The following is a 12193-nucleotide window of genomic DNA, read 5'->3' on the forward strand; positions in this document are numbered from 1 at the left end:
CCGGACCGCGTCGGCCGACCGGCGTCAGCTGACCGTGAAGTGCAGGGTGTCCTTCAGGAACGGGATCTCCAGCCAGGGGTCGGGCTGGGCCATCATCGCCAGCAGCACGATCACCAGGCCGAGCACGCCGTACGTGGCGATGTCCGTGAAGCGGGACCGCACGGCGAGCATGCCGACGCCGGGCAGCAGCCAGCGCAGGACGGCGCCGGTCAGCAGCGCGGCGCCGATCAGGAGCGTGCCGTAGCGGAAGACGTCGAGGGCGGTCAGCAGCAGGCCGATGCCCACGAGGGTCAGCACCGCGAGGATCGGCCACTGCCGGGCCGGGGCCGGGGCGTCGCCGGGCGCCGCGCGGCCACCGCCCTCGGGGCGCGCGGTGTCCTTGGTGAACAGCGGGAAGCGCCGGGTGGTGCGCCGGGGCCGGCCCTGGGCGTCGGGCGCGCTGACGGCGTCCGGCACGGTGCCTTCCTCGACACCGGCCGTCGCGGCACCGTCTGCCCCGACACCTTCTGCCCCGACGCCTTCCGCCTCGGCACCGTCGGGCTTTCCGGCGTGGTCGGTGCTCCCGGTGCCGCGCTCAGCCGACACTGCGCTCCGCCGCCTCGACCACGTTGACCAGCAGCTGCGCCCGCGTCATCGGGCCCACGCCGCCGGGGTTCGGGGAGATCCAGCCGGCCACCTCGGCGACGCCCGGGTGGACGTCGCCCACGATCTTGCCCTCGGCGTTGCGGGAGACGCCGACGTCGAGGACGGCCGCGCCCGGCTTCACGTCCTCGGGCCGGATCAGGTGGGCGGATCCGGCGGCGGCGACGACGATGTCCGCGCGCCGCAGGTGCGCCGCCAGGTCGCGGGTGCCGGTGTGGCACTGGGTCACGGTGGCGTTCTCGCTGCGCCGGGTCAGCAGCAGCGGCATCGGCCGGCCGATGGTGACGCCGCGGCCGACGACCACGACCTCGGCGCCCTTGATCTCGACGCCGTGGGCGCGCAGCAGGGTGAGGACGCCGTTCGGGGTGCAGGGCAGCGGGGCCGGCTCGTTGAGGACCAGGCGGCCCAGGTTCATCGGGTGCAGGCCGTCGGCGTCCTTGTCCGGGTCCATCAGTTCGAGGATGCGGTTCTCGTCGATGCCCTTGGGCAGCGGCAGCTGGACGATGTAACCGGTGCAGGCCGGGTCCTCGTTCAGCTCGCGGACGACCGCCTCGATCTCCTCCTGCGTGGCGGTGGCGGGCAGCTCGCGCTGGATGGACGCGATGCCGACCTGGGCGCAGTCGCGGTGCTTTCCGGCGACGTACTTCTGGCTGCCGGGGTCGTCGCCGACCAGGATCGTGCCGAGGCCGGGCGTGACGCCCTTCTCCTTCAGCGCCGCCACGCGGGCGGTCAGATCGGACTTGATCGCGGCTGCGGTGGCCTTGCCATCGAGAATCTGGGCGGTCATGGCCCCATCCTCGCGGATGACCGCCCCCTGGTTCCAATCCGCCCACAAAGCGGACGCCGCGGGGTCCCTCCGCCCGTGTCCGCTCATGATCAGCGATGTTGCACTTGCACAACACATGGTGAATGCGACTGGACAAGGCTGGACAAGGAAGAGCGGACTGAAGAACGATGTGAGGGCAGTGCCGCGGGCAGTACCGGGGGGGACGATCCGCAAAACGAACACCTTCCTCCGAACCGTGCCGCGCGTCCCCGCACTCGGACCAACGGAGGAAAGACCGCCATGAGTTTCGGCGACCCGAACAACCCTTACGGCCCGCCTCCCCAGGGCCAGCCCGGCTACCCGCCTCAGGGTCAGCCCGGCTACGGATACCCGCAGGGCGCTCCGCAGCAGCCGCCCGGTTACGGCTACCCCCAGGGCCAGCCTGCGTACCCCGGTTACCCCGGCGGGGCCATGATGCCGATGGAGATGCCGGGCCTGATGAAGACGGCCCGCGTCCTGCTGTTCATCCTGTCCGGCCTTCAGATCCTCTTCGGCCTGATCATCGGTGTCGCGGTCGGCGCCGCGCAGGACGTCTCGAACGGCGTCGGGGCCGGTGACGCCACCGACGGGCTGGCCGGTGTCGGCTTCCTGGTCGCCGTGCTGATGCTGGCGTTCGGCGCCCTGTCCCTCTTCCTGGGCGTGAAGCTCAAGAACGGCGGCAGCGGCATCCGCGTCACGACGATCGTGTACGCGTCGCTGATGATCCTCGGCGGCATCCTCAACATCGTGAACGGCGCGAACGGCTCCGCCACCTTCGGCGGTCTGATCTCCCTCGCCATGGCCGGCATCATCCTGGCCTCGATGGTGAACAGCGCCGCGTCCGCCTGGTTCAGCCGCCCCCGCTACTGACCCACGACGGCACACCTCACGACCACGGGCCGTGTCCCACCCACTCGGGGGGACACGGCCCTGGTGTTTCACACCCGCGGCGAGATACCGAGGTTCACGCCGTTGGCGGCCCCGACCGAGTCCACCGACCCGCTGTGGGACAGGGTCCGTCCGAAGCACACCGACCACGAGTTGGCCCCGACGCCCGACGACGAGCACACCCAGTCGCCGAGCTTGGTGCCGGACGCGTTGTAGAGGTCCATCGCCGCCTGGACGGAGTAGAGAGTGGAGCGGTTGTTCCGGACGATCACCGCCGCCTGGACGGAGGCCCCGCTCGCCGACCTGATCGCGCAGACCTGCGCGCCCACGTTGGTGGCGAGCGCCTTGGTGCTCGCGCAACGCCACGTCGCGGAGCTGGAGGTGATCGGGTTCGTGTTGCCGTAGGCACGCCAGCTGCCGGCCTCGACGGCCGAGGCGGACCCGGCGCCCGCCAGGCTCAGCCCGAGGGCGGCGGTGACGAGGGCGGTCAGTCCTGCGGCCGTCCGTGAAACGCGCATGTGATTCCCCTCCGATTCACCCGGGAACTCCCGTAGTCACCGGGCGACCTGAGCATCCCGCGGCCGGGCCGGGACCGGCCACGGTGTTGACCTCAGCCGCAAAAGCCCAGGTCTACGAGGAGGAACCGGATGCTCCGAACGGAAGCGACGTGACGAACCGGGCCCAGGCCCCGGCCGGGAACACGAGGGCGGGACCCTCGGGGCGCTTGGAGTCGCGGACGGATATGACGCCGGGGAGGTTGTCGCCGACTTCTACGCAGTCGCCCCCGTTGCCGTTGCTGTAGCTGCTCCTGCGCCACGCCACGGAGCTCAGATCAATTCCCTTGCTTCGCTTCATGTCTGTAGGTCCTCGCTGCGTCGTCCATCAAGGTCAGGGACGCCTCGGGTGACAGAGCGACGGCCCGGACCCAATCGTATCTACGACGGTACTCCTTCACTTGGGCCGGGAAATCGATGATCTGGCCGGTCATGTCGCCCTCGACGTACACCAGCGGCGGGGCGTCGGCGAAGGTCATGATCTTGGCGAAGCCGTACGTGAGCGGGTGCCACGGGGTGGTTTCCGGAACGATCTGCAGAACACTCCCCGTGGACCGGATCACGTTGAGGATGTGCTCCACCTGCTCGGCCATCACGGCCGGAGGAAGCGGCGTCCTCCGGATGGTCGACTCGCTCAGAATGGCCCAATAGGTGGGCCGGTCCTGGCGGTTCCACAGCTCCGCGCGCGCCAAGCGAGCACGCAGGCGTTCCTCAACCGCTTCCAGAGGCACCTCCGGGTCCTGGTACCGGACCTGCCCTCGAAAGTACGCCTCTGTCTGCAACAGCCCCGGGACGGCAGCGGGCGACCACTCCTCAAGCGTCAGCGCCTGCTTCTCCAAATCCGGTACGTCGGCCGAGTACCACGCGTGCCCCGACCGCCGCGCCCGCGCCGCGTCTTCACACCGCCGCTCGAAGAACCCGTCCGTCCCCAGCCGCACGTCCACATGCTTGGCGAAGTCGATCGGCATCCCCCGCTCGCCGCGCTCGATCTGGCTCAGGAACGAGACGCCCCGGAAACTCCCCTCCACCAACTGCTCCAGCGTCAGCCCCGCCTGCTCCCTCCGGTAGCGCAACTCCGCCCCGTAGAAACAAGGAACGCTCACCGACGCGTCCGGATCCTTCTTCGCGGGCACAACTCACCACCGCCGTTTCCTACTTGCCCGTGCGCACCACGAACACCTTCCACGGTACGCGTCCCGACGTCACGCTGTGAGCACTTCATCACGGAACGCACACGACGGAGACGCGCCCTCATGCACCCCCACGACGACACCGACGCCTGCGTCGAAGAACTCCGCACCGCCCTGGCGGCGAACGGCATCACGCTCCCCTCCCTCGGCACCGACCTGCCGACCTTCGCCTCCTCCTACGCCACCGCGCCCCTGGTGTCGCTCGGCAACTGCAACACGGCGACCGCCCGCGCCCTGACCGCCGCTCTCCGCAAGGCGGCGGACCAGTGACCGAGCCCCTCCTCACCCTCGAACTGCTCGCGCTCCCCAAGGCCGTACCCGACGTACGTCGCGCGGTCCGCGAGCGCCTGGGCACGCCGTGTCCCGAAGTGCAGCTGTGCGTCAGCGAATTGCTGGCCAACGTGATCGCCCACGTCGGGGAGGGCACGCCGGTGACGGTCCGTCTGGCCCCCGGCCGGGACGACGGCGTCCGGGTGGAGGTCACCGACCCCGACCCGCACGCCTGGCTCGTCGCACGTCACCCCGGTGACGACGACGAGCACGGCCGGGGTCTGCTGCTCCTCGACGCGGTGGCGCGGCGCTGGGGCGTGTGGCTGACGCGGGACGGCAAGACGGTCTGGTGCGAGGTGTGACCTGTTCAGCGCGCGTCCGGCGCCGAGGTGGCGGCCCGGAGCACCGCCGCACCCGTCGGGGTGAGGGTGTGCAGTACGGACGGCCCGTGCCGGACGGTGGCGAGGAGGCCCGCGTCGCGCAGGGCGGTGGCGTGGCGGCTCGCGGCGGACGCCGAGACGCCGGCGGCGCGGGCGATCTCGCCGGTCGTGGCGCCGGTGGACGCGGCGTGCAGGGCGATGGCGCGGGCGCGCCCGAGGAGGTTCGACAAGGACCGTGCCGGGCCGTCGGCATCACCGGGACCGTCCGGCGCGGCGGGTTCGTGGAGCAGCGAGTACCAGAGCACGGGCGGCAGTTCGGGGTCCGCGAAGGCGACGGGCTCGCCCCAGTTGAAGTAGGACGGGACGAGCGTGATCCCACGGCCGTTGAGGTGCAGGTCCCGGTCCGCCGCCTGCCGGGGATAGGAGACCTCCAGGACCGGGGGACGCCAGCGCATCATCGGCCCGAGGCCCGCGAGCATGCCCTCGACTCCCCCGTCGAGCAGCCCACGGCAGCGCGCGGCCCGCTCGCCCTCGATGCGGGCCCGCACCTGCTCCTCGTACGGGACGACGACGGCCTCGTAGTACGTGCGCAGCATCCCCACGAACTCCCTGCGCTCCTTCAGCCCCGCCAACTGCGCGGCCCACGGAGGTGCGCCGACGGTCCGGTCGAGGAGGACGACCTCCTCCCGGACGCGCGGCGCCGGGGTGGCCAGCAGCGCCTCGGCGCCCGTGTCCCAGTCGCCCACTCCCTGGGCGGGCGTCAGGAAGTCCGGGAAGTACGCGGCCCGCGGGTACAGCGGCAGGAGCACACGGCGGACGAGGCGCTCCAGCCCCTGCTCCCTGATCCGCTGCCGTGCCTCGCGATACCACCCGGCGTAGGCCCACCGCCCCCGCCGGGACTGTAATCGGTGCAGGCTGGCAGCGACTTCCGAGAGCGGGTCGGGCGCGGTGGCGACTTTGGTCCTGCCCAGGTCGGCGTCGCTGAAGTGAATGCGGAGCATCTCGTTCTTCCCCTCTGAACCGAGCTTTTGCTCCCCGGCGCAACATGCTGGTCAGGCACGGCCGGCTCAGGCGAACGTAGAAGGCACGCATCAACAGGAGCTGTACGAGCGCTCAATGGGCCCGTCCAGGCTTGCTGAAGGCTGACGAGGAACTGACGGAGGACGCCGTGCCGACACCGGCGGAAGTCGACGAGTTGTTGCGCGCGCTGAGGCCGCGCGGTGGTCGGCAGACCGACGGTGAAGTGCGGGCGCTGATCGACTGGCTGGGGTGGCAGATCGGTGCTTCGGTGGCGCTGGTCGACCGCTCGGGCACCCTGGAGGCGTCCACTGCCGGGCTTGCGCCGGACGTCCTCGCCGAGGTCCGGCCGCTGCTGGCGCGGCTGTCCGACGGGCACCTGGCCGCCGCGGCGTCGCAGGTGGGCACGGTCCACGTGCGGTGCGAGGCGCTGGGACGGCACATGCCGCGTCCCGTGCTGGTGGTGGCCGGTCCCGCGCCGCTCACGCCGATGTCGATGACGCTGGCGTCCCACGTCGGCACCCTGGTGGAGGTGTCGCTGCGGGCCCGGCGGGCCGACGACTTGGCGGTCCGCCACCGGCAGGCGGCGGCACGACTGCGCCTGGCGGTCTTCATGGCCCTGATGGCCGGGGACGTCACGCTGGCCCGTCGTATGACGACCGGCGCCGTCCCGGCCCTGCTCGACGCCGACCGGCTGCGGGTCCACCTGCTGCGCTGCCCGCCCTCGCACCGCGACAGGCTCGTCGACGCCCACCACGACGAACCGGACCGTCGGAGGCGCGGCCTGCTGGTGCGCTGCCCCGTCTACGACGACCACCTCATCTGCCTCCTGCCCGCGGACCACGACGAGCCCGGCACCGACGGCGACACACCCGCGCTCTTGCGGGAGTTGGTTCGCGACAACCCGCACTACGCGCTGGGAATCAGCGCCCCCGCACCCCTGCCGGACACCGCGCGGGCCTACGACCAGGCCCGCCACGCCCTGGCCGTCGCCCGCCACGCGCCCGAACGGGTCGCCGACCACCACGGTCGGCCGCCGCTGGCGGGACTGCTCCCCCGCCAACCCGCGCTGGCCTGGGCCAGGGCGTTCCTGGCACCGCTCGGGCAGGCGCCCCGCCTCACGGTCGACATCGCCGGCCTCGCCCTGAACTTCCCGCGCTCCGGTGTGGCGCGGCTGCTCGGCGTCAGCCGCAACACCGTCACCGCCCACCTAGAACGTGTCCAGGGCGCCCTCGGTCTCGACCTGCGCGATCCCCGCAGCCGCGCCGAACTCGCCCTGGCCCTGGCGATCACGGCCCTGCCGCCGCCTGGCGAACCCGCCCCGGACGCGCCGTCGACGGAGGACCTGCTGTCCACCGAAGCGGCCGTCGCCTGGGCCCGCGCCTTCCTCCAGCCGCTGTGGACCGGTCCTGCCCGCACCGTTCACCCCACCCTGCGCGCCTGGATCGACGCCGGCACCGACGCGCAGCAGGCGGCCCGCGTACTCGGCATCAGCCGCGCCACCGTCCGCGCGCACCTGTGCGCCGCCGAACAGCTCCTGAACCGCGGCCTCCTGGCCCCGGGCCCCGGCACGCACGATCTGGTCCTCGCGTTCCGCATCGCGGACTGCGCACCGTGAACAGTCGCCCGCCCGTACTTGCGCACCGTGCGCATGGCCGCCCTCGAAGGGCGTTCCTAAAGTCGGATCGAGTGACCGTAATGGATCCGACAGGGGGAACGAATCCATGCACAGCGTCATCGTCGTGCCGCCCGCCTGCGCGCGGCCGGCCGACCAGATCAGACTCGCCACGGGCGAGCAACTCGTGTTCGGCAGGGGCGAGAGGGCCGACGGCGGCCTCACGATCGCGCACGACGGTGTACCGCGTGTCGCCGGGGAGATCACCGCGCACCAGAACTTCTGGCTGCTGAACAACCACAGCGAGGACCAGACCTATGTCGTCGAGAACCCGGAGGGCGCGGGCGAGCACATCAAGGTCGCGCCCGGCCGGATGGACGCACCGGTGCCGTTCGAGTTCGCGCGGGTCGTCCTGCCCGCCGCGGGCGACCTGCTGACCTTCGACGTCTGGGCCCCGCGGCACACGTTCCGCAGCGTGACCCGGCACGGGCTGTCCGGCACCGCCACGTCCCCGGCGTTCACGCTCGACCGCACCCGGCGGTACTTCGCGGTGCTGGCCGCCCTGTGCGAACCCCGTCTGCGCGGTGAACCGCACGCGCCGCTGCCGACGGTCGACCAACTCGTGGAGCGGCTGGCCCCGGTGTGGCCGACGGTCAGCCGGTCCACGGTCTACTGGAACATCGACTACCTCGCGCTCAAGGTGCGGCTGCGGCCGAGCCCCGACACGGGGCAGCCGGGCCGGCGCCTCAACGGCAAGAAGGAGTCCCTCGTGTCGCTGGCGCTGCGCTTCGACCTGGTCCGCGAGGACGACCTCGTCGTGCTGACGGCGCCCATGGGTGGGGCGCGGGTGTGAACGACGGCCGGCAGCCCGCGGTCGCCGTCCCATCGGGCTACCGGATCGGGCGCTGGCAGGTGGTCGAGCCCCTCGCCTCGGGCGCCTTCGCCACCGTGTACGCGGGGCGGCTCGTCGGCGAGGCTCTGCCGGAAGTCCCGCGCCGGGCAGCCCTGAAGATCCTTCCCACGGGCGCGCGCCGACCGCGTGTTCTGCGCGAACTGGCAGAGCGGGAGGCGGAGTTCCTGTGCCGGGTTCACTCGCCCCGACTGATCCGCATGTACGAGGCCCTCACCGTCGACAACCCGCACCACCCGGAACTCGACGGCGCCACCGTCCTCGTCCTGGAACAGGCCGAGAGATCCCTGGACGCCGTGCCGCACCCCGTCCCGGCGCCCGGCACGGTACTCGCGCAGATCTGCGAAGGGCTGGCGCACCTGCACCGGGCGGGCTGGGTGCACGGCGATCTGAAGCCGGCCAACGTGCTGCTGATGCCGGACGGTTCGGTACGGCTGGCCGACTTCGGCACGGTGGCCGCACTGGAGGGCTGCCACGCCTACGCCCCGTTGTTCGCCACCCCGGACTACACGCCTCCGGAAATGCTGTGGCCCGAGAGCGACGAACGGGGCGTCCGCATCCGCCCGTCCACCGATGTCTGGGCCTTCGGCGTGCTCGCGCACATGTTTCTGACCGGCGCGTTTCCGTTCCCTGGTGGCACTCCGCAGTGCCGTCGCGACGCGGTGGCGCGCTACGCGCTGGGTGCCGACACACTGCGGCTGTCCCGGCGACTGCCCGCCGCGTGGCGCGAGATCGTCCGGGCGTGCCTGGCCCGCTCCGGGACCGACCGTCCCGCGGACGCGTCGGCGCTGCTGGGCCGTTCGGCGGGGCAACCGGCCCCGACGTGAAACGCGGTGGCCGGGCTCGCGTGCGCCCGGCCACCGCGGTCACCGGACCACGGAGGCGATCAGCACACCGTGATGCCGTCCGCCTTGTCGTTCTTGGTGCTGCCCACGTAGGAACTCCAGGACGGCGCCGTCGACGTCCACAGAAGCGTCCACCCGTCCGACGTCCAGTTGTAGACGTGCGTCTTGGTGCCGCTGGACTGGTTGTTGTGGTACGACGACGTCTTGTCGCTGAACCCGTAGTCCGAAAGGTGGTGGAAGGCGCAGTCCTTCCACGACAGGCGGCGCCCGTCGAAGTTGGAGTGCTCGTACAGGCATGTGTAGTACTTGCTGCAGTTCGCGGTTCCGAGGGTGCCGACGGGCTCGTCCACGGCACGGGCCTGCTTCTCGCCGGGCAGCGGAAGCGTCATGACGGTCTGCCCGTCCCGCCAGGAGATCTCGTTGACGCCGGTCTGCTCCCCGCCGGGCGTCCGAGTGAGCTGAGCGTCGACCTGCTTCTGAAGTGCGGCGGCCTCGCTCCCGCTGAGCCCGGCCCGCGCCGCCTCGGCCGCGAAGCCCTGCTGGGCCGGAGCGGCGGCCAGCGCCTGCCCGGTCATGCCCAGGACGGACACGGTTCCGGCGGCGGCCATGAGCCACATCTTGCTCTTCATACGCATGGAATCTGGTTCCCCCTGCTTCCTCGCCCGCCGCTTGCGGCGGACTTGATCGGAATCCGCGGCCCGGTGGTCACCGGGCGCGGTGCCTGCGGTGTGCGGCATTCGCCACCGTAGGAGGCCCTGCGCGACAGGGGAGCCTAGGGAAATCCAGGTACCGCCAGGAGCGGGATGCGCTAAGGGGTCCCCTCGACGGGGACCCCCATGCACCCTGGAACGATCAGTGGAAGAAGTGCCGCGTCCCCGTGAAGTACATCGTCACGCCCGCCTTCTTCGCCGCCTCCACGACCAGTTCGTCGCGGACCGAACCGCCCGGCTGGACCACGGCCTTGACGCCGGCCGCCGTGAGGATCTCCAGGCCGTCGGGGAACGGGAAGAACGCGTCGGACGCCGCGTACGAGCCCTGGGCGCGCTCGGCGCCGGCGCGCTCGACCGCCAGTTTCGCGGAGTCGACGCGGTTGACCTGGCCCATGCCGACGCCGACCGAGGCGCCGTCCTTGGCGAGCAGGATCGCGTTGGACTTGACGGCCCGGCAGGCCTTCCAGGCGAAGGCCAGCTCGGCCAGTTCGTCGGCGGACAGCGCCTCGCCCGTCGCGAGCGTCCAGTTCGCCGGGTCGTCGCCGTCGGCCTGGAGGCGGTCGGTGACCTGGAGCAGCGCGCCGCCGTCGATCGGCTTGACCTCGACCGGCGCGGCCGGGCCCTCCGGGCAGCGCAGCACGCGGATGTTCTTCTTCTTGGTGAGGGCCTCCAGCGCGCCCTCCTCGTAGTCCGGGGCCACGATGACCTCGGTGAAGATCTCGGCGACCTGCTCGGCCATCTCCTTCGACACCGGCCGGTTCACGGCGATCACGCCGCCGAACGCGGACAGCGGGTCGCACGCGTGCGCCTTGCGGTGCGCCTCGGCGACGTCCGAACCGACCGCGATACCGCACGGGTTGGCGTGCTTGATGATCGCGACGCAGGGCTCGGCGTGGTCGTACGCGGCACGGCGCGCGGCGTCCGTGTCCGTGTAGTTGTTGTACGACATCTCCTTGCCGTGCAGCTGATCGGCCTCGGCGAGGCCGCCCGTGCCGGACACGTACAGCGCCGCCGGCTGGTGCGGGTTCTCGCCGTAGCGCAGGGTGTGCTCGCGCTCCCAGGTGGCGCCGAGGAAGTCGGGGAACCGCGACTCGTCGACCGGGGCGTACTCCGAGGCGAACCAGCTCGCCACGGCCACGTCGTAGGCCGCCGTGTGCTGGAAGGCCTCCGCGGCGAGCCGCTTGCGGGTGGTCAGGTCGAAGCCGCCGGCGCGGACCGCTCCGAGCACGTCGCCGTAGCGGGCCGGGCTGGTGACGACCGCGACCGACGGGTGGTTCTTGGCCGCGGCGCGCACCATCGACGGGCCGCCGATGTCGATCTGCTCCACGCACTCGTCGGGCGAGGCGCCGGACGCGACGGTCTCGCGGAACGGGTAGAGGTTGACGACGACCAGGTCGAACGGCGCCACGCCCAGCTCGTCGAGCTGCTGCCGGTGGCTGTCGAGGCGCAGGTCGGCGAGGATGCCCGCGTGCACCTTCGGGTGCAGGGTCTTGACCCGGCCGTCCAGGCACTCGGGGAAGCCGGTCAGCTCCTCGACCTTGGTGACGGGAACGCCCGCTGCGGCGATGCGGGAGGCGGTGGACCCGGTGGAGACCAGCTCGACGCCGGCCTCGTGGAGCCCGCGCGCGAGGTCCTCGAGACCGGTCTTGTCGTAGACGCTGACCAGCGCGCGACGGATGGGCCGCTGGGTGCTCTCGGCGGTGGCGGTCACTGGATAACTACCTTTCGTCCCTCAATGCGATGGCCGTGGCGGGCGAGCCGGCCCACGACATCGACGAGCAGCCTTCGCTCGACTTCCTTGATGCGCTCGTGCAGAGCGCTCTCGTCGTCCTCGTCCCGGACCTCCACCACGCCCTGCGCGATGATCGGCCCGGTGTCGACGCCGTCGTCGACGAAGTGGACGGTGCAGCCGGTGACCTTGGCGCCGTACGCGAGCGCGTCCCGTACACCGTGGGCTCCCGGAAAACTGGGCAGCAGGGCGGGGTGGGTGTTGACGACCCGCCCGCCGAAGCGCGCGAGGAACCGCTTCCCCACGATCTTCATGAACCCGGCCGAGACGACGAGGTCCGGCTCGTGGGCGGCGACCGCGTCGGTGAGCGCCGCGTCCCACTCGTCCCGCGTCGCGTGGTCCTTGACCCGGCACACGAAGGTCGGCAGCCCGGCGCGCTCGGCGCGGGCGAGCCCCTCGATGCCGGTGCGGTCGGCTCCGACGGCGACGATCTCGGCTCCGTACGCCTCGGCTCCGACGGCGGCGATCTCGTCGAGCAGCGCCTGCAGATTGGAGCCTGATCCGGAGACCAGCACGACGAGGCGCTTGGCCACGGGCTTGGCGGCCACGGTGGGGCCCTTTCTCGGGGAGCGTCCGTA

General features: G+C 71.7%; 15 protein-coding genes. 6 read left to right on the forward strand and 9 right to left on the reverse strand.

All coding sequences use genetic code 11. From position 1 onward, the window contains the following. Positions 1-24 precede the first annotated feature (24 nt). Positions 25-456: a DUF3017 domain-containing protein gene (locus tag ACZ7D7_RS02990; RefSeq protein WP_470821846.1), complete on the reverse strand. Its 432-nt coding sequence runs from the start codon at positions 454-456 to the stop codon at positions 25-27. Positions 457-574: 118 nt separating this feature from the next. Then, positions 575-1429 (reverse strand): bifunctional methylenetetrahydrofolate dehydrogenase/methenyltetrahydrofolate cyclohydrolase, encoded by an 855-nt coding sequence (locus tag ACZ7D7_RS02995; protein ID WP_470821847.1) that lies wholly within the window; start codon positions 1427-1429, stop codon positions 575-577. Positions 1430-1708: 279 nt separating this feature from the next. On the opposite strand from ACZ7D7_RS02995, the gene ACZ7D7_RS03000 reads away from it, so the two are divergent. Beyond that, positions 1709-2317 (forward strand): hypothetical protein, encoded by a 609-nt coding sequence (locus tag ACZ7D7_RS03000; RefSeq protein ID WP_470821849.1) that lies wholly within the window; start codon positions 1709-1711, stop codon positions 2315-2317. Between the two features lie 68 nt (positions 2318-2385). On the opposite strand, the gene ACZ7D7_RS03005 is transcribed toward ACZ7D7_RS03000, so the two are convergent. The 3 genes from ACZ7D7_RS03005 to ACZ7D7_RS03015 form a co-directional block, all read right to left on the reverse strand. Beyond that, positions 2386-2853, reverse strand: coding sequence for a hypothetical protein (locus tag ACZ7D7_RS03005; RefSeq protein WP_470821850.1), 468 nt, complete (start codon positions 2851-2853; stop codon positions 2386-2388). 112 nt (positions 2854-2965) lie between these two features. Continuing rightward, complete coding sequence (locus ACZ7D7_RS03010) at positions 2966-3190, reverse strand: DUF397 domain-containing protein (protein WP_470821852.1); 225 nt, start codon at positions 3188-3190, stop codon at positions 2966-2968. Beyond that, complete coding sequence (locus tag ACZ7D7_RS03015; RefSeq protein WP_470821854.1) at positions 3168-4022, reverse strand: helix-turn-helix domain-containing protein; 855 nt, start codon at positions 4020-4022, stop codon at positions 3168-3170. The genes ACZ7D7_RS03010 and ACZ7D7_RS03015 overlap by 23 nt, the downstream gene beginning before the upstream one ends. 120 nt (positions 4023-4142) lie before the next feature. Between ACZ7D7_RS03015 and ACZ7D7_RS03020 the strand changes: the two genes are divergently transcribed. Beyond that, on the forward strand, positions 4143-4349 hold the full coding sequence (locus ACZ7D7_RS03020; protein ID WP_470821855.1) for a hypothetical protein: 207 nt from the start codon (positions 4143-4145) through the stop codon (positions 4347-4349). Beyond that, positions 4346-4711, forward strand: coding sequence for an ATP-binding protein (locus tag ACZ7D7_RS03025; protein ID WP_470821857.1), 366 nt, complete (start codon positions 4346-4348; stop codon positions 4709-4711). The genes ACZ7D7_RS03020 and ACZ7D7_RS03025 overlap by 4 nt, the downstream gene beginning before the upstream one ends. A 5-nt stretch (positions 4712-4716) precedes the next feature. On the opposite strand, the gene ACZ7D7_RS03030 is transcribed toward ACZ7D7_RS03025, so the two are convergent. Next, positions 4717-5730, reverse strand: a complete 1014-nt coding sequence (locus ACZ7D7_RS03030; protein ID WP_470821859.1) for an ArsR family transcriptional regulator — start codon at positions 5728-5730, stop codon at positions 4717-4719. Between the two features lie 131 nt (positions 5731-5861). Here ACZ7D7_RS03030 and ACZ7D7_RS03035 point away from each other — a divergent pair, with 131 nt between their 5' ends. The 3 genes from ACZ7D7_RS03035 (at position 5862) to ACZ7D7_RS03045 (ending at position 9098) form a co-directional block, all read left to right on the forward strand. Beyond that, positions 5862-7364: a helix-turn-helix domain-containing protein gene (locus ACZ7D7_RS03035; protein ID WP_470821860.1), complete on the forward strand. Its 1503-nt coding sequence runs from the start codon at positions 5862-5864 to the stop codon at positions 7362-7364. Positions 7365-7470: 106 nt separating this feature from the next. Then, positions 7471-8214 (forward strand): FHA domain-containing protein, encoded by a 744-nt coding sequence (locus tag ACZ7D7_RS03040; RefSeq protein WP_470821861.1) that lies wholly within the window; start codon positions 7471-7473, stop codon positions 8212-8214. Continuing rightward, complete coding sequence (locus ACZ7D7_RS03045; protein WP_470821863.1) at positions 8211-9098, forward strand: serine/threonine-protein kinase; 888 nt, start codon at positions 8211-8213, stop codon at positions 9096-9098. The genes ACZ7D7_RS03040 and ACZ7D7_RS03045 overlap by 4 nt, the downstream gene beginning before the upstream one ends. A gap of 59 nt (positions 9099-9157) precedes the next feature. Here the strand turns inward: ACZ7D7_RS03045 and ACZ7D7_RS03050 are convergent, their stop codons facing one another. From ACZ7D7_RS03050 to purN, 3 genes are all read right to left on the reverse strand, one after another. After that, positions 9158-9751 (reverse strand): peptidase inhibitor family I36 protein, encoded by a 594-nt coding sequence (locus ACZ7D7_RS03050; protein ID WP_470821864.1) that lies wholly within the window; start codon positions 9749-9751, stop codon positions 9158-9160. A gap of 217 nt (positions 9752-9968) precedes the next feature. Continuing rightward, the gene (purH, locus tag ACZ7D7_RS03055) at positions 9969-11537 is read right to left on the reverse strand and encodes a bifunctional phosphoribosylaminoimidazolecarboxamide formyltransferase/IMP cyclohydrolase (RefSeq protein ID WP_470821865.1); all 1569 of its coding nucleotides are present in this window, start codon (positions 11535-11537) and stop codon (positions 9969-9971) included. Next, entirely contained in the window at positions 11534-12163 is a 630-nt protein-coding gene (purN, locus tag ACZ7D7_RS03060) for a phosphoribosylglycinamide formyltransferase (RefSeq protein WP_470821866.1), read from the reverse strand. Before purN ends, purH begins: the two co-directional genes overlap by 4 nt. Between the last annotated feature and the right edge of the window lie 30 nt (positions 12164-12193).

This window comes from Streptomyces sp. NPDC037054 (genome assembly GCF_055606745.1).

Excerpts from the sequence above, each read along its gene's own strand:
- ACZ7D7_RS02995 (WP_470821847.1), bottom strand. The coding sequence starts at position 1,429 with ATGACCGCCCAGATTCTCGATGGCAAGGCCACCGCAGCCGCGATCAAG.
- ACZ7D7_RS03000 (WP_470821849.1), top strand. The coding sequence starts at position 1,709 with ATGAGTTTCGGCGACCCGAACAACCCTTACGGCCCGCCTCCCCAGGGC.
- ACZ7D7_RS03005 (WP_470821850.1), bottom strand. The coding sequence starts at position 2,853 with ATGCGCGTTTCACGGACGGCCGCAGGACTGACCGCCCTCGTCACCGCC.
- ACZ7D7_RS03010 (WP_470821852.1), bottom strand. The coding sequence starts at position 3,190 with ATGAAGCGAAGCAAGGGAATTGATCTGAGCTCCGTGGCGTGGCGCAGG.
- ACZ7D7_RS03020 (WP_470821855.1), top strand. The coding sequence starts at position 4,143 with ATGCACCCCCACGACGACACCGACGCCTGCGTCGAAGAACTCCGCACC.
- ACZ7D7_RS03030 (WP_470821859.1), bottom strand. The coding sequence starts at position 5,730 with ATGCTCCGCATTCACTTCAGCGACGCCGACCTGGGCAGGACCAAAGTC.
- ACZ7D7_RS03040 (WP_470821861.1), top strand. The coding sequence starts at position 7,471 with ATGCACAGCGTCATCGTCGTGCCGCCCGCCTGCGCGCGGCCGGCCGAC.
- ACZ7D7_RS03050 (WP_470821864.1), bottom strand. The coding sequence starts at position 9,751 with ATGCGTATGAAGAGCAAGATGTGGCTCATGGCCGCCGCCGGAACCGTG.